Consider the following 19,937-nt stretch of genomic DNA (forward strand, 5'->3'; position numbering starts at 1 on the left):
GGCCGCGACCGCCCTAGCCGGTGGGCAGGTCCAGGGCGTGCTCGCGGACGTGCGTGAGGGCGCGTTCCACGGCGCCGAGGGTCACGACCGCGTCCCCGAGGGTCGAGGCCACGACCACGGGCGGCTCCCGGTGGGTGAAGCGGGCGAGCCACTCCCGGGTGCGGTCCAGCAGGAGGCCGATCGACGGCGCGACCGCTCCCGCGACGACGATGCGGTCGACGTCGAGCATCCCGCCGAGCACGGCGCAGACCCGGCCGAGCCGCTCCGCCGCGTCCTCCACGATGGCGAGGGCACCGGCGTCCCCGGCATCCGCTGCCGAGAGGACGGCCAAGGCGTCGAGGTCGCCCAGCGGCAGGCCCGCGAGCGGCGACGCGTCCGCCAGGGTCCCCAGCATGCGGGCGGCCCGCGCTCCGTCTCGGAGGATGGCGCCGAGCCCGTCCGCCGATCCCACGCCCTGCACCAGGTCGAGGAGCCGCATCTCGCCGGCGGCACCGCGGCTCCCCCGCACGAGGGTCCCGTCGAGCACGAATCCCGCGCCGAAGCGCTCCCCCGCGAGCAGCGCGATGAACGAGCCCCGCGGCCGGTGCGCCTCCGTCGGGTCGCCGGAGGACCGGGCGAGGTCCGCCGCCTCCGCCACGGCGGCGAGGTTGGCGTCGTTCTCGACCACCACGGCCCACCCTCGTCGCGAGAGCAGCGCGCCGTAGTCCGGGTTCACGCGCTCCCAGAAGTCGCCGTCCACCTCGTGCGGGGAGCGCCCCCGGGCGTCGGCGGGCGCGGGGACGCCGATGGCGATGGCGAGGACGTCCGCGTCGCCCATGGACGCCTGCGCGAGCACCTCGTCGACGATCCGCGAGACGGCGGCACGCCGGTCCTCCGCGGACCCGTCCGGGTCGACGCGGCGGACCAGGCGCGCCACGGGGCGTCCGCGGAGGTCGGCGATGATGCACGTGACCTGGTGCCGACCGGCGTCGACGCCCATCACGTGGGCCGCGCCCGACGCGAGGGCGTACCTCCGCGCGGGTCGACCCGCGCGCTGCTCACCGGTGGCGCGCGCATCCGGCAGGACCGTGAGCCACCCGCGTCCGATCAGCTCGTCGCACAGGCTGATGACGGTCGACCGGGTCAGGCCGGTCGACCCGATGAGGTCGCTCGCGGTCACCGCCTCCGCCCACCACGCCCGCTGCAGGACGACCTCGGCGTTCAGGCGCCGCGTGCCCACGAGAGGCGACGATCCCGTGATCGTCGTCATGGCGGGCTCCTCGCTGCTCGTCGTCGGTGTTCGGGGCGTGCCCATGGTGCCACGCCCCCAATTGATCTAGTGTCTAAATCTAATCGCTAGATCAACGGATGCCGTCAGGGTCGACGGCATCACGACCCGGGAGACGACGACGTGCCCACACCCCCACTGCCCACCCCCGCGGGCCTGAGCCGCCGTGCGCTGCTCGGCGGGATCGGCGCCGCCGGCGCCTCGCTCCTCCTCGCGGGCTGCGCTCCCAGCATGGGCGGGAGCCGCGGCGGGCGCACGGAGATCACCTTCTACCAGACCAAGCCGGAGGCGATCGGGTACTTCTCCGACCTCGTCGCGCGGTTCAACGAGTCGCAGTCGGGCGTCCGCGTGATCCACGACTCGACTTCCGGCATCTCCGCCGGCTTCGTCCGCGGCAACCCGCCCGACATCGCGGCGTTCACCTACAACCTCGAGATGGCGCGCTTCATGGAGCGCGGAGCACTGAGCGACCTCGGCGACATGCCCGAGGCCGCCACCATCCGGCCGGAGGTGCAGGACCTCGTCGACCAGTACGCGACCTATCCCGGTCGGACGAGCGTGCTCCCCTACTCGATCACCGCGGCGTCGGTGATCTACGACCAGCGCATCTTCGCCGACCTCGGCGTCGAGGTCCCCACCACCTGGCAGGAGTTCCTCGCCGCGTGCGAGACCTTCACGGCCGCGGGCATCACCCCGATCTACAGCACGTTCCGCGAGCCGTGGACCGTGGCGCAGGGGCTGTTCGACTACACCACCGGCGGCATGCTCGACGTCGCGGCGTTCTACCGCACGATGGACGAGGAGGGCACGAGGGTCGGCGAGGGCAGCGCGGTGTCGTTCGAGAAGGACTTCCGGGAGCCCGTCGAGCGCATGCTGCAGCTGGCCGAGCTGTCGAACGCCAACCGCAACAGCCGCGGCTACGGGGACGGCAACCTCGCCATGGCCCAGGGCGAGGCCGCGATGCTCATGCAGGGCCCGTGGGCCCTGGGCGAGATCACGAAGGCGAACCCGGACGCGCGGGTCGGCACATTCCCGCTCCCGATGACCGAGGAGCCGGACGACCGCCGGGTGCGGGTCAACCTCGACCTCGCGCTCTGGGTGCCCGAGCAGTCCCGCAAGCAGGACGCGGCGCGGGAGTTCCTCGCCTTCCTCATGCAGCCCGAGATCCACGACGCGTACAACGAGGAGTTCCTCGCGTTCGGCACGACGACCACGGCCCCCGCGGTCACCGACGAGCGCATCGTCGGCATGCAGAGCTACTACGACGAGGCCCGGTTCTACCAGGGCGCGTCGAAGGCGATCCCGCTGACCATCCCCGCGGAGAACTACGTCCAGGGCATCGTCACCGGCGCCAGCGCCGCGGACACCCTCCGCACCATGGACGCCGACTGGCGCCGCCTGGCGCTGCGGTCATGAGCACCGCGTCCGCCTCCCCCACGAGATCCGGCCGAGTCGAAGGAGACCCGATGGCCACCACCCGCACCGAGGAGGGCCGCCGCGCCTCCCTCCCCCGAGGCACCACCGGCAACCCGAGGCGGCGGGGTGTCCGCGTCGACCCCGTCTTCCACCTCTTCCTGCTGCCGACCCTCGCGCTGTTCACCCTGTCGATCACCTTGCCCGCCGCGATGGGGGTCTTCTACAGCTTCACGAACTCCATCGGATTCGGGGAGTTCCAGATGGTGGGCGTCACGAACTACATCGCGATGGCCAGCGATCCGGCGATCCTCAGCTCGTACGGCTTCACCATGGGCTTCGCGCTCGTCACGGTCCTGGTCGTGAACGCGATCGCGCTGCTGCTGGCCATCGGCCTCACGGCGCAGATCCGGGCGAAGACGGCCCTGCGCGCCGTGTTCGTGATCCCGATGGTCATCTCGGGCATCATCATCGCGTTCGTCTTCCAGTTCCTGTTCTCGAACTCGCTCCCCGCGATCGGGACGGCGCTCGGCATCACGGGGCTGCAGGACAGCATCCTCGCGGACGCCGGCACGGCCTGGATCGGCATCGTGCTGGTCACGGCGTGGCAGGCGATCCCGAGCACGCTGCTGATCTACATCGCGGGCCTGCTCGCGATACCCGGCGAGGTCTACGAGGCCAGCGCCCTGGACGGCGCATCCGGCTGGAAGCAGCTGCGGTCGATCACGCTCCCGCTGATCGCCGGGTACATCCTCATCAACACGATCATCGGCTTCAAGAACTTCCTGAACTCCTACGACATCATCGTCGGCCTCACCAACGGCGGGCCCGGCACGTCGACGCGCAGCATCGCGATGACGATCTTCACCGGCTTCACCGGCGGCGACTACGCCTACCAGATGGCGAACGCGACCATCTTCTTCGTGATCGCCATCGCGATCGCGCTCGTGCAACTCCGGATCACCCGCGGAAAGGCGGCCGTCTGATGGCGAACACCGCTCTCGTCACCCCCGCCGCCTCCTCGGCGCCCACCCCCGGCGGCTCCCGCCGCGACGCCGACGCCGCCACGCGACGGCGTCGGGGGCGCATCGGCCGCGAGCGCCCCAACCGGCTCGTCACCCTGCTGCTGGCGCTCGCGAGCGTCACGGTGCTGATCCCCATCTACGTGACGATCACGATGTCGTTGAAGACGTCGGCCCAGGCCGTCGACGGGAACGCCTTCAGCCTCCCGGCGCCCATCGACCTCTCCAACTTCGCCGCCGCGTGGCAGCTCACGGACTTCCCGAGGGCGTTCACGGTCTCGACCCTGGTCACGCTCGTGACCGTCGCCGGGACCGTGGTCCTCGCCTCCATGGCCGCATTCGCCATCGCGCGCAACTGGGACCGCCGGCTGTTCCGGTGGTCGTTCTACTACCTGCTGGCGGCCATGTTCCTGCCGTTCCCGGTCGTCGCGCTCTCGCAGATCAAGCTGACGGGCCTCGTCGGCCTCGACAACCCCGCCGGCGTCGCCCTGCTGCACATCATGTTCCAGCTCTCCTTCTCCCTCCTGCTGTTCACGGCGTTCCTCCGGTCGCTGCCCGAGGAGCTCGAGGAGAGCGCGCGGCTCGACGGGGCGACCACCTGGCAGGTGTTCTGGCAGCTGGTGTTCCCCCTGCTCGCCCCGATGAGCGCGACGGTCGGCATCTTCGCCTTCCTCGCCTCCTGGAACGACTTCGCCATGCCGTCGCTGATCACCGCCGACCCGTCGCTGCAGACGCTGCCCGTGCTGCAGCAGATCTTCCAGACCCAGTTCAGCAACGACTACAACGTGGCCTTCGCCTCGTACCTCATGGCCATGGCCCCCGCGATCCTCGTCTACCTCTTCACCCAGCGATGGGTGATGTCGGGCGTCACCCAGGGCGCCATCAAGTAGGCCGACGACGCGACCCGCGCGACCCGCCCCGAGACCCATCACCCCGAGAGGACCCTCCATCACGATGACCGACACGCTCCCGAGCACCCCGAGCACCCCGAGCACGCCGAGCACCTCGACCGGCCCGTTCCCGGCCGGCGACGCCACCTGGTGGCGGCAGGCCGCGGTGTACCAGATCTACCCCCGCAGCTTCGCCGACTCCGACGGCGACGGCATCGGCGACCTCCGCGGCATCACCGCGAAGGTGCCGTACCTGCGCGACCTCGGGATCGATGCCGTCTGGCTCAGCCCCTTCTACCCGTCGGCGCTCGCCGACGGCGGCTACGACGTCGACGACTACCGGGACGTGGACCCCCGGATCGGCACCCTCGCCGAGTTCGACGACATGGTCGCGGCGCTCCACGGCGCCGGCATCCGCGTCATCGTCGACGTCGTGCCCAACCACTCCTCCGACCGGCACGCCTGGTTCCAGGAGGCGCTGGCCTCCCCCGCCGGGTCCCCCGCCCGCGCGCGGTACGTCTTCCGCGACGGCCTCGGCCAGGACGGCGAGCTGCCGCCCGCGGACTGGACCAGCATCTTCGGCGGGCCCGCCTGGACCCGCACCGCCGACGGCCAGTGGTACCTGCACTCCTTCGCCCGCGAGCAGCCCGACTTCGACTGGACGAACGAGGAGGTCCGCGAGGACTTCCTCACGACCCTGCGCTTCTGGTCCGACCGCGGCGTCGACGGCTTCCGGGTCGACGTCGCCCACGGCCTCGCCAAGCACCTGCCGGAGGTCCTCCCCTCGCAGGCCGAGCTCGACGCCGCGCCGACCGACGACGGGCAGCACGCCCGCTGGGATCGCGACGAGGTGCACGAGATCTACGCGGCATGGCGCCGGGTCTTCGACTCCTACGACCCTCCGCGCATCGGCGTCGCCGAGGCCTGGGTCGACGCGTCCCGTCGCGCCAGCTACGCCAGCGCCGAGGGCCTGGGCCAGGCCTTCGACTTCGACCTCCTCGAGGCCGACTTCGACGCGGCGGCGTTCCGGGAGAGCATCTCCGACAACGTCCGGGCGGCCGCCGAGACCGGATCCTCGAGCACCTGGGTCCTGTCCAACCACGACGTCGTGCGCCACGCGACCCGCTACGGCCTCCCGCCCGCGGCCGGTCGCGACATGCGCTCCGGCACCCGGTGGCTGCTGGACGGGGCGCCGTCGGACGCCATCGACGTGGAGCGGGGCCTCCGACGCGCGCGCGCCGCGACGCTGCTCATGCTCGGCCTCCCCGGCTCGGCGTACGTCTACCAGGGCGAGGAGCTGGGCCTCCCCGAGGTCGCCGGCATCCCCGACGCCGACCGTCAGGACCCGACGTTCTTCCGCAACCCCGGCGTCGACGTCGGACGCGACGGATGCCGCGTCCCGTTGCCATGGACCCGCACCGGGCCCTCGTTCGGCTTCGGCCCCGCCGGCGCGCACCTGCCGCAGCCCGGCTGGTTCGGGGACCTCTCGGTGGAGTCCGAGGACGCCGACCCCGCCTCGACCCTGTCCCTCTACCGTTCCGCCCTGGCGCTGCGCCGCGAGCTGCAGACCGACGAGCTCCTCGCGTGGGAGGAGCCGACCGCGGGCGACGTCCTGCACTTCTCCCGCCCGGGCGGCTGGCACGTCGTCGCCAACCTCGGCACGGACACCGTTCCCCTGCCCGCCGGCGAGGTCCTCGTCGCCAGCGGCCCGCTCGGGGCGCACGGCGAGCTGCCGGGCGAGACCACCGCGTGGGTCCGCACCAGCTGACCCGCGACGCGGACGGCGGCGGCTGACGGCGAGCGCCGCCGTCGGCGCGCCGGAGACGGGCGCCCGAGGTCCGCTCGGCCGTCCGTCGTCCGCCCGTGACGACGCCCCCGACGACGACTCCGGCACCTGCGCGGGACGGATCGATGCTCCGCCTCATAGGAGGCGCATGGGGGCGTCATGGCTGCCCCATCGAGCGGGTTCGTAGCTTCTCCCCATGATGAAGCACACGGACACGACGAAGCGCCCGCGACGGAAGACGATCCTCGCCGGCACGACCACCCTGCTGCTCGCCGGGCTCCTGCTCGCCGGCTGCGCGGCCGGCGGCACCGGAACCGCCGGCGGGACGACGGCCGCCTCGGGCACCGCATCGGCCACCACGGTCTCGGCGGCGTCGGAGGCGGTCACCGGCTCCACCGCCTCGACGACCGCCGAGACGATCGCGAACACGACCGCGGCGGTCCAGGCGTTCCTCGCGACCCTCTCCGACGAGCAGGTCGCCGCCGTCACCTACGACTACGACGACGAGACGAAGACCACCTCCTGGTCGAACTTCCCCGTCACCTTCGTCGAGCGCGCGGGCCTGAACGTGGCGGACCTCACCGCGGAGCAGCAGGTGGCCGCGATGCAGGTGATGGAGGCCCTGCTGAGCGACGACGCCTACGCCACGGTGTCGGGCATCATCGGCGGCGACCAGTACCTGCGGGAGGACAGCAGCAGCACCGAGGACTCCCTCGGCCAGTACTTCATCGCCCTCTTCGGCGACGCGTCGGACACGGGCGCGTACGAGGTCCAGTTCGGCGGTCACCACCTCGGCATCAACGCCACCCTCGACGGATCCGCCGACGCCATCACCTTCGCGCCCACCCACCTCGGCGTGCAGCCCGCCGAGTACACGGCCGCGGACGGCACCGACGTGCAGCCCTTCGACGGCATCTACACCGACGCGTTCGCGTTCCACGACTCCCTCAGCGCCGAGCAGCAGGCGACCCTGACCTCGGGCGAGGTCACGTCCTGCGCACCCGGCGACGTCTGCGACTTCAGCGCCGGGACCGGCCTCACGGGCGCCGACCTCACCGAGGCGCAGCGCGCGCTGCTGCTGGACCTCATCGCGAACTGGTACGGCATGGCCGACGCGGAGAGCGCCGCCGCGACCCGCGCCGAGATCGAGGCGACCCTCGACACCACGGTCATCGCCTGGACGGGTGCGACCACCTACGACATGACCACCGGCGACGGCATCTCGTTCTCGATCTCCGGGCCGGACGTCTACGTCGGCTTCCAGGCCCAGGACGGCTCCGCCGGAGCGGACGTCGCCGGCGTGGACACCTCCGGCTGGGGCCACGTGCACACCATCTACCGCGACCCCACGGACGACTACGCGGGCAGCGTCACCCAGCAGGCGGCGTCCGGCGGCATGGCCGGCGGCATGCGCGGCGGCGATGGCACGCCGCCCGGCGGCGGCACTCCCCCGACCGACGGCTGACCCGGATGCGTCCGGTGGCGCCGCACCTCCCGGGTGCGCCCGCCAGCGCCCTCCGTGCCCTGTCGCGTCGGTGTCGGGCGGCTGTCGGGCGGCTGTCGGGTCGATGTCGTGGCCCGCGCGGGCGTGGTTCCCTAGCGTGGAGGCCATGAACGAGACACGGATCGTCGACCTCCGCACGCGGCGCGGCTGGACCCAGGAGCGGCTCGCCGACGCCAGCGGCATCACCGTCCGCACGGTGCAACGGCTCGAGGCCGGCAACGACGCGAGCCTCGACACGCTCTCCCGCGTGGCGAAGGCGCTCGATGTCCCGGTGCGGGACCTCTTCGCCACCGTCGACGAGAGCGACTTCGGACGCTCCGTCACCGCGCTCGACGACCGGGCGGCACGGCAGCAGGAGCGTCGGGACACGATCACGGACGGGCTCGAGGCCCTCTACTACGGAATCGGCGCGCTGTTCACGATCGCCGTCATCGTCGGCGTCGCCTCGAGCGCCCTCCCCAACCTCGCGGTGTTCCTCATCCCCGCCTACTGGATCGCCGGATGGCTGCTCTCGCTGTTCCTGTTCCTCGTCGTCCTCAGCCCGCGCCTGGACCGCCGGTACCCGCTTTCGCGCGACCGGAAGGAGCCGGCACCCGACGGTCGTCCGTGATCGGCGTCGACGGGATGCGAAGCGGTCGCGGAACCGGGGAGGAGATCGAGCCCAGGAGGACGGCGGTGCGGCCGGACCCGACCACCGGCCGGGTGGCGCTCGCCCCTCCTCGTCAGCGCTCCGCGGGCGGATCGCCCTTGCGCGCGCTCAGCTCGCGCCCGAGCTGGACGCCGCCCAGGACGACCAGCAGCAAGCCGGCCGCGAGGCTCAGGATCGTCACCCACAGCTCCGCCCAGCCGCCGAAGACGATCACCGGCGTCGCGAACACGAACGTCGCCGCGATGAAGCACCAGACCGCCCGTTGCGGCGGCGTGTCCGGTCTGCCCTGCGTCATGGTCATCCCCCTGTCCTCGCTCCCACGCTAGGACCGCGGCTCGCCGCGCGCGTCCGCCTCCCGACGGAACCCGGATCGGCAGACGACCCGTACCCGGGACGCCGACGTGGCCGCCTCGTGGACGAACAGGGGGCTGTCGCCCACTCCGGCGAGCCGCCAGAGTGGGCGCATGTCACCTCGCAGGATGTCCGCCGCCGCGGTCATGACCCTCATCGTGTCGCTCGCCGCGGCCGGCTGCTCCTCGCCTGCTGCGGGACTCAGCGACCTCGAGCGAGACGCGACGACGGATCACCCGGTGCCCGTGGAGGTGTCGGACGACGCCCTCGCGGACCTCGACCTCGACAGCATCCGCTGGGTGGGCGAGCACGACGGCACGGACCTCTGGCTGGCCGCGGGCGCGGAGGACCACGACGCCTGCCTGCTCATCTACCCGGACGCCACGGACTGGGTGGTCGCCTGCGGCGTGGGGCCCATGCAGAGCAGCACCGGCGCCGGCCGCACGTTCGCCGTCGTCCCCGACGGCGCGACCGCGCCGGCGGGCTTCGAGGCCGTGTCCCGGAACGTGTTCGCGTCCTCCTAGCGTTCCGGGCGCATCCGGCCCCGACGGTCGCGGACCGAGTACCGGGGAACCACCGGTTCCCCCTCGCGCTCTTGCGCCTCCGAGGGTGCCGACGCCTACGATCGCCCATGGAGATGGTCAGGGTCAGCGCCGACGTCCGAGCCCCCGCGCGCGTCGTGTGGGACACGATGCTCGCCCGGGACACCTACGAGCAGTGGACGGGCGCGTTCCACGAGGGATCGACGTACGAGGGCAGCTGGGACGAGGGCGCGGAGATCCGCTTCGTGGGCCCGGGTGAGGACGGTCACGCGGGCGGTCTCGTCGGCACCGTCATCGAGAGCAGGCGGGACGAGTTCGTCTCGATCCGGTACGACGGGGAGATCGACCGCGGCACCGTGTCCCGCGAGAGCCCGATCGTCGGCCTCCACGAGTCGTACGCGTTCCGGGAGGCGGACGGGGTCACCACGCTCGACGTCGAGCTCGAGGTCCCCGACGAGTGGGCCGCGAGCATGCGCGAGATGTGGGGCGAGGCCGTCATCGCGCTGAAGCGGCTCGCGGAAGCCGCGTCGGCCTCGAGCGTCTCCGAGCGCTGACGACGGCGATCGCGACGGAGCGCCGGATGCCGCAGCACGAGATCAGGCCGCTCACGCCGGAGACCTACCCCGCCTGGCTCGCGCTGGCGCAGAAGCACGGCGGGGTCTGGGGCGGCTGCTACTGCAGCTACTTCCACGGCGACACGGAGCGGACCATCAAGCGGGAGCACGACGGCCCCGCCTTCAAGGAGAAGCTCGTCGACGAGGGCGTCGCCCACGCCGCCCTCGTCTTCGACGGCGCCGACGCCATCGCGTGGTGCGAGTACGGCACCCCGACGGAGCTGCCGAACATCTACCACCGCACCGAGTACGACCGCGGCGAGACCCGCCCCGCCCCGTGGCGCATCACCTGCTTCTTCGTGGACCGCGACCACCGGCGGCAGGGCGTCGCCCGCGAGGCGCTCGACGGGGCCCTCCGCCTGATCGCCGATGCGGGGGGCGGCGAGGTGGTGTCGTTCGCCAACGAGCTCGTGCCGGGGAAGAGGACCTCCTCGTCGTTCCTCCACAACGGCACACGGGCCATGTTCGAGAAGGCGGGCTTCACCTTCGAACGCCACCTCGGCAAGCGGAAGACCGTGATGCGCATCACGGTCGCGCCGACGCCCACCTGATCCCCGCGGGACCCCGCGATCGGTTCGTGCGCTACGTTCGCACTGCACCTCGTGCTGGTTCCGCGGCGTCCCCGCGTGATCGTCGAAGCCCAGGCCGACCTGTCTGCCGATCGATCACCATGCGCCGCGCCGGAGGCCTCGTCGATGACGGCTGCGCACCCTCTCCTGTCCGCCATCGGCGGCTCCGTCCGCTCCCTGACCACCCGGTACCGCGAGGTCCTGGTCCTGCCCGGGGCGCGGGGCATCGTCGTCCCGGCCGCCGTCGCCCGACTCGGCGTGGCCATGACCGGGCTCGGCCTGCTGCTCTCCGTCCAGCACGCGTCGGGGTCGTACGCCGTCGCGGGGGCGGCGACCGGCGTCTTCGCCGCGGCGGAGGCGGTCGTCGGTCCGCAGCTCGCCCGCCTCGTCGACCGGTGGGGTCAGGGCGCCACGGTCCCGGCAATCGTGGCCGTGCACGCGGCGGCGATGATCGTCGCCCTGGCCTCGGTCGGCTCGGTGCCGACGCTCCTGACCCTCGCCCTCGTCGCCGGTGCCGGCGCGACCGTCCCGCAGCCCGGAGCGCTGTCGGCCGCCCGATGGGTGCACCTCGTCGACGATCCGACGAGGCTCCGCACCGCGTTCGCGCTCGAGGCGAGCGTCAACGACGCGGCGTTCCTCTGCGGCCCGGTCCTCGTGACCGTCGTGAGCACGTCCCTCTCCCCGTGGGCCGGCTCGATCGCCGCCGGCCTGCTGCTCGTCGTCGGGTGCGTCGTCCTCTCCTGCCGCCGGAGCACCGACCCCGGGCCGCGGCGTCGCGAGCGGCACCCGGGCCGATCACGGACGACGTCGCTGCGGACCCCGCGCTTCGTCGCGACGCTCGGGGTCAACGCCGGCCTCGGGTGCTTCTTCGGGGCCGTCCCGCTCCTCGTGGCCGCCCGCGCCACGGAGAGCGGCCTCGAGGCCCTCACCGGCGTCGTCCTCGCCCTCTCCAGCGCGGCCAGCATCGTCGCGGGGCTCGGGTACGGATCCCTGCGGCGGAGCCCCCGGCCCCCGGTGGTCCAGCTGGTGGCCGCGGTCGTCCTCGCGGGCGGCGCGGCGGTCGGCGCGCTGTGGCCGTCGCTCCCCGGGTCGGCGCTCATGCTCGTCGTGGGCGGAGCCGCGATCGCGCCGCTGCTCGCGTCGTCGTCGCAGATCGTGCACGCGACGATCGCCCCCGCGGAGCTGACCCAGGGGTTCACGTGGATCAACACCGCCTCCGCCACGGGCATCGCCGCCTCCGCCGCGCTCACCGGCACGCTCATCGCCACCGCGGGCATCCGCGCCGCGACGGCCGCGCTCGTGGGGCTGGTGCTGATCGCCGTCGTCTCCGCGGCGCTAGCGGCACGTCGTGGGAGGCCCGACGCCGTTCCCGCGGCGTCCCGGTGATCGATGCGCGACCACGTGCGGACGACCGATCGTCCTGACGGCTGACGCGGGGGGTCCGCACCGTCCGTATCGTCGGAGCATGGTCATGATGCGACGGAACGTGCCACTCGTCCTCGGCGCCGTGCTCACGCTCATCGGCGCGGCCGTGACGGTGCTCTACCTCTTCCAGCCGTGGCGGACGTGCCCCTACGACGACACGGCCGCCGGATGCGGGATGCTCGCCGGCGACGCGGTGGTGATGACGGCGGCCATGGCGGTCACGCTCCTCGGCGCGGTGCTGCTCCTCGCCGGGGCGCTCCGGTGGTGGCGGCGCGGCGTCCGCTGAGGGTCACCAGCCAGACGGCCAGCGTGAGCGGGATGAGCAGCTCGGTCAGCGACGGCCGGTCGGTGACGGTGAGGCCGTCCACGAGCCACGTGCAGGTGCGCCCGAGGGGGAACCAGCTCCATCCCGCGTCCCCGAGGACCGAGGAGCCGGGCGACAGCTCGCAGCCCGTCGTGTCGCCGAACAGCACCTGCTCGGCGAGGACCGAGCCGACCCAGGCGAGCGTCAGGACGCACCACGGCAGGAATCGGAGGCGGGGATCTCGTGCGGCTCGCATCCCTCCACCCTCGCAGCGACGCGGCGTCGGCACGTCCTCCCCGGTGATGATCGGCGGGCCGGCGAGCACCGACGCCTGCCGGGCGGCGATCGAAGCCGTGACCCGGTAGCGTCCTACGGTGGTCTCCCGCCCGTCGCAGGAGACGCCGCCCGCGGGAGGGGCTGGGCGCCGTGATCGGGTCCGCTCGCGTGGGCGCCGCTCGTGCACGTCCCCGCCGTTGAGATCCGACCCCAGGAGAGAGGGAGGCGAATCCGATGGGAGACGTCGCGCGCTGGCTGTCCCCGCTCCTGCTCGGCGCCGCATGGGGGAGCCTGTGGGCCGCCGTCGCCGCCGGGCGGCAGGGCTCAGCAGAGGCGGTGCCGGTCCTCCTGGGCGCGGCGGCCGTCGTCGCGTGCCTCGCGCTCCCGGCGATCGCGATCGCGTCCCGTCCCCGGGTGCGGTTCTTCCTCGGCTCCTCGCGGCGGACGTCCGCCGTCATCCTGCTGGTCGTCCTCGCCGTCGGCGGGCCGCGCCTGGCGCTCTCGGGCGAGCCCGTGATCGACGCCGTGACCCTTGTGGTCGTCTCCGTCGCGCTCGCGGCCGTCGCCGCCGCCGCGGCGCAGCACGCGCTGCGGCGGGAGACGCCCGACTCCCCCGACGGGCTCGACGGCGACGGCTGACGCCCGCGCGCCCGGGGCGCGCGCGACCGCCGTCACGTGGACGCCCGCACCACCAGCTCCGTCGGCACCCGCTCGATGCCGGTGCGCGCCTGCCCGCCGATGGCGGCGAACAGCGCCGACACGGCCGCCCGTCCGACCGCCTCCAGGCGCATGTCGATCGTCGTGAGGGGCGGGCGGCTGCCGGTGGCCATCAGCTCCCAGTTGTCGAACCCGACGACGGCCACGTCCGTCGGCACGCGCCGGCCGCGGTCCCGGAGCTGGTCGACGACCCCGCGGGCGACCATGTCGCTCCCGCAGAAGATCGCGTCGAAGTCCGTCCCCCGGTCGAGCAGGGCGTCGACCGCGTCGTGTCCCGTCGACTCCGCCCACTCCCCCTGGATGGGCTCCGCCGGGGGCCGCAGACCCGCCTCGTGCAGCGCCGCCCGCCAGGCCTGGGCGCGCCGCCCGGTGGCCGCGTACCAGTCGGGGCCCGTGACGTGCGCGATGCGCGTGCGCCCGTGGCTCACCAGGTGACGGACCGCGTCGCGCGCCCCGCCCTCCTCGTCGGGGACGACGGAGAAGTCGGCCGGACTCGTGGACGCGCCGTACGCGTACACGACGGGCACGCCCAGCGGGCCGAGCGACGGCTGGTCGTTGGTGTTGTCGGCGAGCACGATGAGGCCGTCGATGCCGTGCTCCAGCAGGGTGTTGAGCTGGTACGCGCCGCGCACGTCGTCGCCCCGGCTGTCGCACAGGAGCACGGACATCCGCTCCGTCCCGACCGCGTTCTCGGCGCCGAGCAGGACCGGCAGGCTGAGGCGCCCCACCCCGTCCTGCGTCAGCAGGCCCACCGCGCGGGTCGACCCGGACCGGGCCGGTCGGCCGCTCCCCCGCGGCTGGTACGACAGCTCGAGGGCCGCCCGACGGACGCGGATGCGGGTGTCCTCGCTGATCTCCTGGTTCCCGGACAGCGCCTTCGAGACGGTCGAGATGGAGACCTGGGCGCGCGCCGCGACGTCGCGGATGGTCGCTCGGGTCATGGTCGGCCTGCTTTCGGAAGTTTTCGTCGAGGGTGCTTGTCGTAGATCGTATCCCCCACCTAATTTTTCCCTACTGTTTCGCTGCCATGGCGAGGCGGGACCCGCGGTACCCGGCCGCACCGATCGAAGGAGATCCCATGTCCCACCGCACTCGAGCCCGCGGCCTCGCCGGCATCGCGGGCCTCGCCCTCGGCGCCGTCGCGCTGAGCGGCTGCCAGGCCGGAGCCGGGGGCGGGGGCGACGCCGCCCCCGTCACCGCCACCGACGACGGCACCACCATCACCATGTGGACGCGCTCGTCGACGAGCGACTTCACGACGGCCCTGGTGGACGCCTACAACGCCTCGCACGAGAACCAGGTCGACCTGACCGTCATCCCGTTCGACGCCTACCAGCAGAAGGTCGGCTCCGCGGCCGGCAGCGGCCAGCTGCCGGACGTGGTCTCCAGCGACGTCGTCTTCACGCCCAACTACATCCAGCAGGGCATCTTCCGCGACATCACCACCGAGGTCGCGGCGCTGCCCTTCGCGGACGACCTCGCCCCCGGGCACATGTCCGTCGGCGAGCAGGACGGCAAGAACTACGCCGTCCCCCACGACCTCGACCTCTCCGCGATGTTCTACAACAAGGTCCTGTTCGCGGAGGCGGGCCTCGACCCCGAGGCGCCGCCGACGACGCTCACCGGGTGGGTCGAGGCCGCGGAGGCGATCGACGCGCTCGGCGGCGACGTGAACGGCTTCTACTTCGGCGGCAACTGCGGCGGCTGCATGCTCTTCACCACCTGGCCCTCGGTCTGGGCCGGCGGCGGCGAGGTCCTGAACGAGGACGGCACCGAGGCGGAGCTCGACTCCGACGACGCCGGCGACGTGTACGCCCTGTACCGCGAGATCTGGGAGAAGGGGCTCGCCCCGGAGGGCGCGCAGACCGAGACCGGCGCGACGTTCAACCAGGTCTTCGCGGACGGCTCCATCGGCATCCAGCCGCTCGGCGCGACGGCCTACGGGTCGTTCGAGCAGAGCGACGCGCTCGAGGTGGGCGTCGCGCCCATCCCCGGTGTCGACGGCGGCACCTCCACCTTCCTCGGCGGCGACACGCTCAGCATCTCCGCCACCAGCGAGGAGGCCGCCGCCGCGTGGGACTTCGTCGCGTGGACCCTCTCCGACGAGGCCCAGACCGACGTCGTCGCGAAGGGCGGCTACCTGCCGGCCCGCACCGACCTCGCAGACAACCAGTACAGCCAGGCGGACCCGAACGTCGCCACGATGACCGCGCTCGTCGAGGTGGGCGAGACGCCGAAGTCGAACGCCTTCGGCGCCACGTTCAACGACGCCAACGGCCCCTGGACGACGTACTTCCGCGACCAGGTGTTCGGGGACGCCGGCAAGCGCGCCGCCGACAACGACGCCATCACCTCCGCCCTCCAGTCGGGCCAGTAGCCCTCCCCCACGCGGCCGCCGCCTCCCCGGAGGCGGCGGCCGGTCACCCCCTCCCGGGAAGGCCCGACCATGACCACCACGACCCGGCTGCCCGCCGCCGCCCCGCGGCCGCAGCCCGCCACCCCGCGCTCCCGCCGTCCGCTCTCCCGCGACACGGCCCGCACCGGGCTCCTCTTCGCGACCCCGACGGCCCTCGTCGTCGGCGTCGTGTTCGTCGTCCCCCTCGTCCTCCTCATCTGGATGGCGTTCAACGACTGGCCCCTCATCGGCGCCTCCTCGCCGAACTGGGGCGCGAACTTCGCCGAGATCAGCGACCCGCTGTTCGTCAAGGCCATCGGCTTCACGGCGCTCTACACCGTGATCACCACCGTGCTCCTCAGCGCCGTCGCGCTCGGGCTCGCGCTCCTGGTGCAGCAGTCGCGGCCCGGGACGGCGCTCTACCGCACGGCGTTCTTCATCCCGGCCGCCATCGGCCTCGCCTCCACGAGCCTGCTGTTCTACGGGCTGTACACGCAGAAGGACAGCGGGCTCAACGAGCTGCTCGGACTCGTCGGCATCGGCCCGCTCAACTGGATCTCGACGCCGACCGGTGCTCTCTGGTCAACCGTGCTCCTCGTCGTGTGGCGGTTCTCCGGCTTCTACATGCTCATCCTGCTCACGGGTCTGCAGGCGATCCCGGACGAGGTCTACGAGGCCGCCCGCGTCGACGGCGCCTCGTGGTGGCGGACCTTCGTGTCGGTGACGCTGCCGCTGCTCCGCCCGTCGATCGCGCTCATGCTGATCCTCTCGGTGACCGGATCCGTGCTCGCGTTCGACCAGTTCTACATCCTCACCAGCGGCGGGCCCGACAACTCCACCGTCACCCTCGTCGTCGCCCTGTACCGCAAGGCGTTCGTGCAGTTCGACCTCGGCACCGCGGCCGCCCTGTCGCTCGTGGTGCTGGCGTTCCTGCTGGTGCTCAACCTGATCCAGTTCACGTTGCTCCGACGTGACAACACCGCGTGAGGCCGTCATGAAGCGAACCAAGATCCTGGGCATCGCCGCCCACCATGTCACCAGCACCGTCCTCGCGCTGCTGTTCCTGCTGCCGCTGCTGTGGACCCTCCACGGGTCCCTCTTCGGCACCGGCGCCTCGCCCGAGGGCGGGTTCGGCTTCGCGAACTACCGGAGCGTCGTCGAGTACGGCAGCGGCCTCGGCACCTACCTGCTGAACACCACGGCCGTCGCCCTGATGACCGTCGCGGGGGTGCTCGTCGTCTCCGCGTTCGGCGGATACGCGTTCGCGCGGCTCCCGTTCCGCGGGCGGAACGTGCTCTTCATCCTCACCCTGGCGATCCTGATGGTGCCGTACGCGACGATCCTCATCCCGCTCTACGTGCTGCTCGGCTGGCTCGACCTCCAGGACTCCCTCGTCGGGCTCGCCCTGGTGATGGTCATGCTGCAGCTGCCGTTCAGCCTGTTCATGATGCGGAACTCGTTCGAGGCCCTGCCGAAGGAGCTCGACGAGGCCGCCCTCATGGACGGCTGCAGCGTGGCCGGGGCGTTCTTCCGCGTGCTGCTGCGCGGCACCGTCCCCGGTCTCGTGACCGTCGGCCTGTACACGTTCCTGTCATCCTGGAACGAGTTCATCGCACCGCTGATCTTCCTGACCAGCGGCGACCTCTTCACCCTCCCCGTGGCGCTGGTGAGCCTGCGCACCGGGGCGCTCGGCTCGGTGGACTACGGCGCGCTGCAGGCCGGCGTGATCGTGTCGGCCCTCCCCTGCCTGCTCCTGTTCCTCTTCCTGCAGCGCTACTACGTCCGCGGCTTCACCTCGGGCGCGCTCAAGGGATGACCCCCCGCCGCGCCGCCGCAGATCCCCTCCCCACCGAAGGACACCCCATGGACACCCTCCGCACGCACCGGGCGACGACGCCCGCCCCCCTCGCCGACGTCGACATCGCCGATCCCTTCTGGAGCCCGCGCATCGAGACCGTCCGCACCGAGACGATCCCCTTCCAGCACCACCAGCTAGAGACGATCGGCCACCTCGAGTCCCTCCGCCACCGGCGGCAGGACGGGGACCCGGTGCCCCACATCTTCTGGGACAGCGACATCGCCAAGTGGATCGAGGCCGCCAGCTACAGCCTCGTCTCGCACCCGGATCCGGAGCTCGACGCGCGCCTGGACGAGGTCATCGCCCTCCTCGCCTCCGCCCAGGGCGCGGACGGGTACCTCAACACCTACTTCACGGTCATCGCGCCCGAGGCGCGCTTCACCGACCTCCGCGACGCCCACGAGCTCTACTGCGCCGGGCACCTGATCGAGGCGGCCGTGGCGCACCACGCCGCGACCGGCAAGACCACCCTGCTCGACGTGATGCGCCGCTACGCGGACCTCATCGGGACGGTGTTCGGCCGGGGCGAGGGGCAGATCCGCGGCTACGACGGCCATGAGGAGATCGAGCTCGCCCTGGTGAAGCTCGCCGCGGCCACCGGCGAGCGCCGCTACCTCGACCTGGCGTCCTACTTCGTGGAGGAGCGCGGCACCGAGCCCTACTTCTTCGACCTCGAGGCGGAGCGCCGCGGGACCCCCGGGTACTTCGGCGACCAGTTCGGCGGCGAGGCCCACCCCGGCCGCACCCGCGAGTACCTGCAGGCCCACGCTCCGGTGCGGGACCAGCACGAGGCCGTCGGCCACTCCGTGCGCGCGATGTACCTGTACTCCGCCATGGCGGACCTGGCGCGCGAGCAGGACGACGAGTCGCTCCTCGCGGCCTGCCGGGGCCTGTGGGAGCACCTCACCACGCGGCGCATGTACGTCACCGGCGGGATCGGCAGCTCCGCCGTGAACGAGGGCTTCACCCGGGACTTCGACCTGCCCGACGAGTCCGCGTACGCGGAGACGTGCGCCGCGATCGGGCTCATGATGTGGGCGCAGCGGATGCTCCGCATCGACCGGCACCGGCGCTACGGCGACGTGCTGGAGCTCGCCCTCTACAACGGCGTGCTGGCCGGCCTGTCGGACGACGGCACGTGCTTCTTCTACGACAACCCCCTCGCGAGCCGCGGCGGCATCGAGCGGAGCGCCTGGTTCGACGTCGCGTGCTGCCCCCCGAACCTCGCCCGCCTGCTCACGTCGCTCGGCTCCTACGCCTTCGCCACCGGCGACGCCGAGCTGGTGGTGCACGTGCCCGTGTCGGGGACCGTGCGCGTGCCCGTGGGCGACGCGGTGGCCGTCGTCGCGGTCGACGCGGACGTGCACGGCAGCGGCCGGGTCGCCCTCCGCATGGTGGACGCACCGGACGGCGAGCTCACGCTCAGCGTCCGCGTGCCCGCGTGGTCGGCGACGACGACGCTGCACCTCGACGGCCGGCCGCTCGACCTGGACGACGGCGACCTGCTGGGCGAGGACGGCTACGCGACCGTGACGCGGCGCTGGCAGGACGGCGAGGAGCTCGTGCTGCAGCTGGACACCTCCCCGCGCCGCCTGCGCCCCGACCCCCGGCTGGTCGACCACGCCGGCCGCGTGGCGATCGCGCGCGGGCCGATCCTCCACGCGCTCGAGGAGGCCGACAACGGCGCCATGCTGCACATGCTGTCGCTGCCGGCGGACGCGGAGCTGTCCGCCCGCGACGCGGACGGGACGCGCGTGGTGACCGCGCGGGGCCGCCGCACCGACGTCGCCGGGGAGGGCCTCTACCGCAGCGGCCCGGTCACCTCGGAGGACGCGGAGCTGGTCTTCGTGCCGTACTCGTCGTGGGCCAACCGGAGCGCCGGGGAGATGCGGGTCTGGACGCGGGAGGGCTGAGACGCCGCCGGCCGGGTGGTCCGGCCGGAGAAGCGGCGCGTCCGCGCGTACGGCTCGTGGTCGAAGGACGGTCCGACCGTGTGGACGGAGAGGATCGCGCATCCGCTCGCCGCGAGATCGGCGCTGACCCGCTCGACGAGGAGCCGGCCGATGCCCCGTCCCTGCGCCGCGGGAGCGACGGCGATCAGGTGCAGCTCCGCCGCCTCCGGGAAGTGCCGCCGGAGGAGCGCGACACCGAGCACCTGCGTGCCGTCGGATGCCAGGAGGCTGTCGTACCGGTCGCTCTCGGCATCCACGACGTACGCGTCGATCGCGCCGGGGTCGCCGAACCAGTCCGGGACGGACTCCAGCACGCGCCGGACGTCCGTGCCGCTGCGGCCGTGCACGACGTCGATCTGCATGGGGCCATCGTGGCAGCCCCGGTGCGGACGCGCCGTGCCGC

At 72.7% G+C, this 19,937-nt stretch carries 21 protein-coding genes; 16 read left to right on the forward strand and 5 right to left on the reverse strand.

The annotated features are described in order from the left end of the window. Positions 1–13: 13 nt before the first annotated feature. The gene (locus AC07VC_RS05360) at positions 14–1,249 is read right to left on the reverse strand and encodes an ROK family protein (RefSeq protein ID WP_317228790.1); all 1,236 of its coding nucleotides are present in this window, start codon (positions 1,247–1,249) and stop codon (positions 14–16) included. Positions 1,250–1,390: 141 nt separating this feature from the next. Between AC07VC_RS05360 and AC07VC_RS05365 the strand changes: the two genes are divergently transcribed. From AC07VC_RS05365 to AC07VC_RS05390, 6 genes are all read left to right on the forward strand, one after another. Further along, positions 1,391–2,683 carry an ABC transporter substrate-binding protein gene (locus tag AC07VC_RS05365; protein WP_494675918.1) on the forward strand — a complete coding sequence of 431 codons (1,293 nt, stop codon included), beginning with the start codon at positions 1,391–1,393 and terminating at the stop codon, positions 2,681–2,683. 50 nt (positions 2,684–2,733) lie between these two features. Further along, positions 2,734–3,666, forward strand: a complete 933-nt coding sequence (locus AC07VC_RS05370; protein WP_494675917.1) for a carbohydrate ABC transporter permease — start codon at positions 2,734–2,736, stop codon at positions 3,664–3,666. After that, the gene (locus tag AC07VC_RS05375; protein ID WP_494675916.1) at positions 3,666–4,592 is read left to right on the forward strand and encodes a carbohydrate ABC transporter permease; all 927 of its coding nucleotides are present in this window, start codon (positions 3,666–3,668) and stop codon (positions 4,590–4,592) included. The genes AC07VC_RS05370 and AC07VC_RS05375 overlap by 1 nt, the downstream gene beginning before the upstream one ends. A 64-nt stretch (positions 4,593–4,656) precedes the next feature. Then, a complete protein-coding gene (locus AC07VC_RS05380) occupies positions 4,657–6,360 on the forward strand; it encodes a glycoside hydrolase family 13 protein (protein ID WP_494675915.1) in 1,704 nt (567 codons plus the stop codon). A 214-nt stretch (positions 6,361–6,574) separates the two neighbouring features. Further along, positions 6,575–7,843 (forward strand): DUF3500 domain-containing protein, encoded by a 1,269-nt coding sequence (locus AC07VC_RS05385; protein ID WP_494675914.1) that lies wholly within the window; start codon positions 6,575–6,577, stop codon positions 7,841–7,843. Positions 7,844–7,988: 145 nt separating this feature from the next. Next, a complete protein-coding gene (locus AC07VC_RS05390; protein WP_317228796.1) occupies positions 7,989–8,492 on the forward strand; it encodes a helix-turn-helix domain-containing protein in 504 nt (167 codons plus the stop codon). A 112-nt stretch (positions 8,493–8,604) separates the two neighbouring features. Here AC07VC_RS05390 and AC07VC_RS05395 read toward each other — a convergent pair whose 3' ends face one another. Beyond that, on the reverse strand, positions 8,605–8,832 hold the full coding sequence (locus AC07VC_RS05395) for a hypothetical protein (RefSeq protein ID WP_494675913.1): 228 nt from the start codon (positions 8,830–8,832) through the stop codon (positions 8,605–8,607). Positions 8,833–8,995: 163 nt separating this feature from the next. Here AC07VC_RS05395 and AC07VC_RS05400 point away from each other — a divergent pair, with 163 nt between their 5' ends. The 5 genes from AC07VC_RS05400 (at position 8,996) to AC07VC_RS05420 (ending at position 12,318) form a co-directional block, all read left to right on the forward strand. After that, on the forward strand, positions 8,996–9,406 hold the full coding sequence (locus tag AC07VC_RS05400; RefSeq protein WP_494675912.1) for a hypothetical protein: 411 nt from the start codon (positions 8,996–8,998) through the stop codon (positions 9,404–9,406). Positions 9,407–9,513: 107 nt separating this feature from the next. After that, positions 9,514–9,978: an SRPBCC family protein gene (locus AC07VC_RS05405; protein WP_494675911.1), complete on the forward strand. Its 465-nt coding sequence runs from the start codon at positions 9,514–9,516 to the stop codon at positions 9,976–9,978. A gap of 26 nt (positions 9,979–10,004) precedes the next feature. Then, entirely contained in the window at positions 10,005–10,589 is a 585-nt protein-coding gene (locus AC07VC_RS05410) for a GNAT family N-acetyltransferase (protein WP_317228798.1), read from the forward strand. Between the two features lie 144 nt (positions 10,590–10,733). Then, complete coding sequence (locus tag AC07VC_RS05415; RefSeq protein WP_494675910.1) at positions 10,734–11,993, forward strand: MFS transporter; 1,260 nt, start codon at positions 10,734–10,736, stop codon at positions 11,991–11,993. 79 nt (positions 11,994–12,072) lie between these two features. Continuing rightward, positions 12,073–12,318 (forward strand): hypothetical protein, encoded by a 246-nt coding sequence (locus tag AC07VC_RS05420; protein ID WP_494675909.1) that lies wholly within the window; start codon positions 12,073–12,075, stop codon positions 12,316–12,318. Here AC07VC_RS05420 and AC07VC_RS05425 read toward each other — a convergent pair. After that, positions 12,251–12,592, reverse strand: a complete 342-nt coding sequence (locus AC07VC_RS05425) for a hypothetical protein (protein WP_494675908.1) — start codon at positions 12,590–12,592, stop codon at positions 12,251–12,253. The two genes, AC07VC_RS05420 and AC07VC_RS05425, sit on opposite strands and share 68 nt — an antisense overlap. Before the next feature lie 254 nt (positions 12,593–12,846). On the opposite strand from AC07VC_RS05425, the gene AC07VC_RS05430 reads away from it, so the two are divergent. After that, positions 12,847–13,251 (forward strand): hypothetical protein, encoded by a 405-nt coding sequence (locus tag AC07VC_RS05430; protein WP_494675907.1) that lies wholly within the window; start codon positions 12,847–12,849, stop codon positions 13,249–13,251. Between the two features lie 32 nt (positions 13,252–13,283). Here the strand turns inward: AC07VC_RS05430 and AC07VC_RS05435 are convergent, their stop codons facing one another. Continuing rightward, positions 13,284–14,270 carry a LacI family DNA-binding transcriptional regulator gene (locus AC07VC_RS05435; protein ID WP_494675906.1) on the reverse strand — a complete coding sequence of 329 codons (987 nt, stop codon included), beginning with the start codon at positions 14,268–14,270 and terminating at the stop codon, positions 13,284–13,286. 137 nt (positions 14,271–14,407) lie between these two features. Here AC07VC_RS05435 and AC07VC_RS05440 point away from each other — a divergent pair, with 137 nt between their 5' ends. The 4 genes from AC07VC_RS05440 (at position 14,408) to AC07VC_RS05455 (ending at position 19,495) form a co-directional block, all read left to right on the forward strand. Continuing rightward, complete coding sequence (locus AC07VC_RS05440) at positions 14,408–15,706, forward strand: ABC transporter substrate-binding protein (protein WP_317228804.1); 1,299 nt, start codon at positions 14,408–14,410, stop codon at positions 15,704–15,706. A 69-nt stretch (positions 15,707–15,775) separates the two neighbouring features. Next, entirely contained in the window at positions 15,776–16,711 is a 936-nt protein-coding gene (locus AC07VC_RS05445; RefSeq protein WP_494675905.1) for a carbohydrate ABC transporter permease, read from the forward strand. Between the two features lie 7 nt (positions 16,712–16,718). Next, complete coding sequence (locus AC07VC_RS05450) at positions 16,719–17,540, forward strand: carbohydrate ABC transporter permease (RefSeq protein ID WP_494675904.1); 822 nt, start codon at positions 16,719–16,721, stop codon at positions 17,538–17,540. Positions 17,541–17,587: 47 nt separating this feature from the next. Next, complete coding sequence (locus AC07VC_RS05455) at positions 17,588–19,495, forward strand: glycoside hydrolase family 127 protein (protein WP_494675903.1); 1,908 nt, start codon at positions 17,588–17,590, stop codon at positions 19,493–19,495. On the opposite strand, the gene AC07VC_RS05460 is transcribed toward AC07VC_RS05455, so the two are convergent. Beyond that, entirely contained in the window at positions 19,384–19,896 is a 513-nt protein-coding gene (locus AC07VC_RS05460) for a GNAT family N-acetyltransferase (RefSeq protein ID WP_494675902.1), read from the reverse strand. The two genes, AC07VC_RS05455 and AC07VC_RS05460, sit on opposite strands and share 112 nt — an antisense overlap. Positions 19,897–19,937 lie beyond the last annotated feature (41 nt).

It is taken from the genome of Clavibacter sp. GW821-FHT01D01 (assembly GCF_059422605.1).

Bases quoted from the DNA above. Each gene is read 5' to 3' on its own strand.
- AC07VC_RS05430 (WP_494675907.1), top strand. From the start codon at position 12,847: ATGGGAGACGTCGCGCGCTGGCTGTCCCCGCTCCTGCTCGGCGCCGCA.
- AC07VC_RS05435 (WP_494675906.1), bottom strand. From the start codon at position 14,270: ATGACCCGAGCGACCATCCGCGACGTCGCGGCGCGCGCCCAGGTCTCC.
- AC07VC_RS05370 (WP_494675917.1), top strand. From the start codon at position 2,734: ATGGCCACCACCCGCACCGAGGAGGGCCGCCGCGCCTCCCTCCCCCGA.
- AC07VC_RS05395 (WP_494675913.1), bottom strand. From the start codon at position 8,832: ATGACCATGACGCAGGGCAGACCGGACACGCCGCCGCAACGGGCGGTC.
- AC07VC_RS05420 (WP_494675909.1), top strand. From the start codon at position 12,073: ATGGTCATGATGCGACGGAACGTGCCACTCGTCCTCGGCGCCGTGCTC.
- AC07VC_RS05380 (WP_494675915.1), top strand. From the start codon at position 4,657: ATGACCGACACGCTCCCGAGCACCCCGAGCACCCCGAGCACGCCGAGC.
- AC07VC_RS05385 (WP_494675914.1), top strand. From the start codon at position 6,575: ATGATGAAGCACACGGACACGACGAAGCGCCCGCGACGGAAGACGATC.
- AC07VC_RS05440 (WP_317228804.1), top strand. From the start codon at position 14,408: ATGTCCCACCGCACTCGAGCCCGCGGCCTCGCCGGCATCGCGGGCCTC.
- AC07VC_RS05390 (WP_317228796.1), top strand. From the start codon at position 7,989: ATGAACGAGACACGGATCGTCGACCTCCGCACGCGGCGCGGCTGGACC.
- AC07VC_RS05415 (WP_494675910.1), top strand. From the start codon at position 10,734: ATGACGGCTGCGCACCCTCTCCTGTCCGCCATCGGCGGCTCCGTCCGC.
- AC07VC_RS05460 (WP_494675902.1), bottom strand. From the start codon at position 19,896: ATGCAGATCGACGTCGTGCACGGCCGCAGCGGCACGGACGTCCGGCGC.
- AC07VC_RS05425 (WP_494675908.1), bottom strand. From the start codon at position 12,592: ATGCGAGCCGCACGAGATCCCCGCCTCCGATTCCTGCCGTGGTGCGTC.
- AC07VC_RS05400 (WP_494675912.1), top strand. From the start codon at position 8,996: ATGTCACCTCGCAGGATGTCCGCCGCCGCGGTCATGACCCTCATCGTG.
- AC07VC_RS05445 (WP_494675905.1), top strand. From the start codon at position 15,776: ATGACCACCACGACCCGGCTGCCCGCCGCCGCCCCGCGGCCGCAGCCC.
- AC07VC_RS05375 (WP_494675916.1), top strand. From the start codon at position 3,666: ATGGCGAACACCGCTCTCGTCACCCCCGCCGCCTCCTCGGCGCCCACC.
- AC07VC_RS05405 (WP_494675911.1), top strand. From the start codon at position 9,514: ATGGAGATGGTCAGGGTCAGCGCCGACGTCCGAGCCCCCGCGCGCGTC.
- AC07VC_RS05410 (WP_317228798.1), top strand. From the start codon at position 10,005: ATGCCGCAGCACGAGATCAGGCCGCTCACGCCGGAGACCTACCCCGCC.
- AC07VC_RS05450 (WP_494675904.1), top strand. From the start codon at position 16,719: ATGAAGCGAACCAAGATCCTGGGCATCGCCGCCCACCATGTCACCAGC.
- AC07VC_RS05455 (WP_494675903.1), top strand. From the start codon at position 17,588: ATGGACACCCTCCGCACGCACCGGGCGACGACGCCCGCCCCCCTCGCC.
- AC07VC_RS05360 (WP_317228790.1), bottom strand. From the start codon at position 1,249: ATGACGACGATCACGGGATCGTCGCCTCTCGTGGGCACGCGGCGCCTG.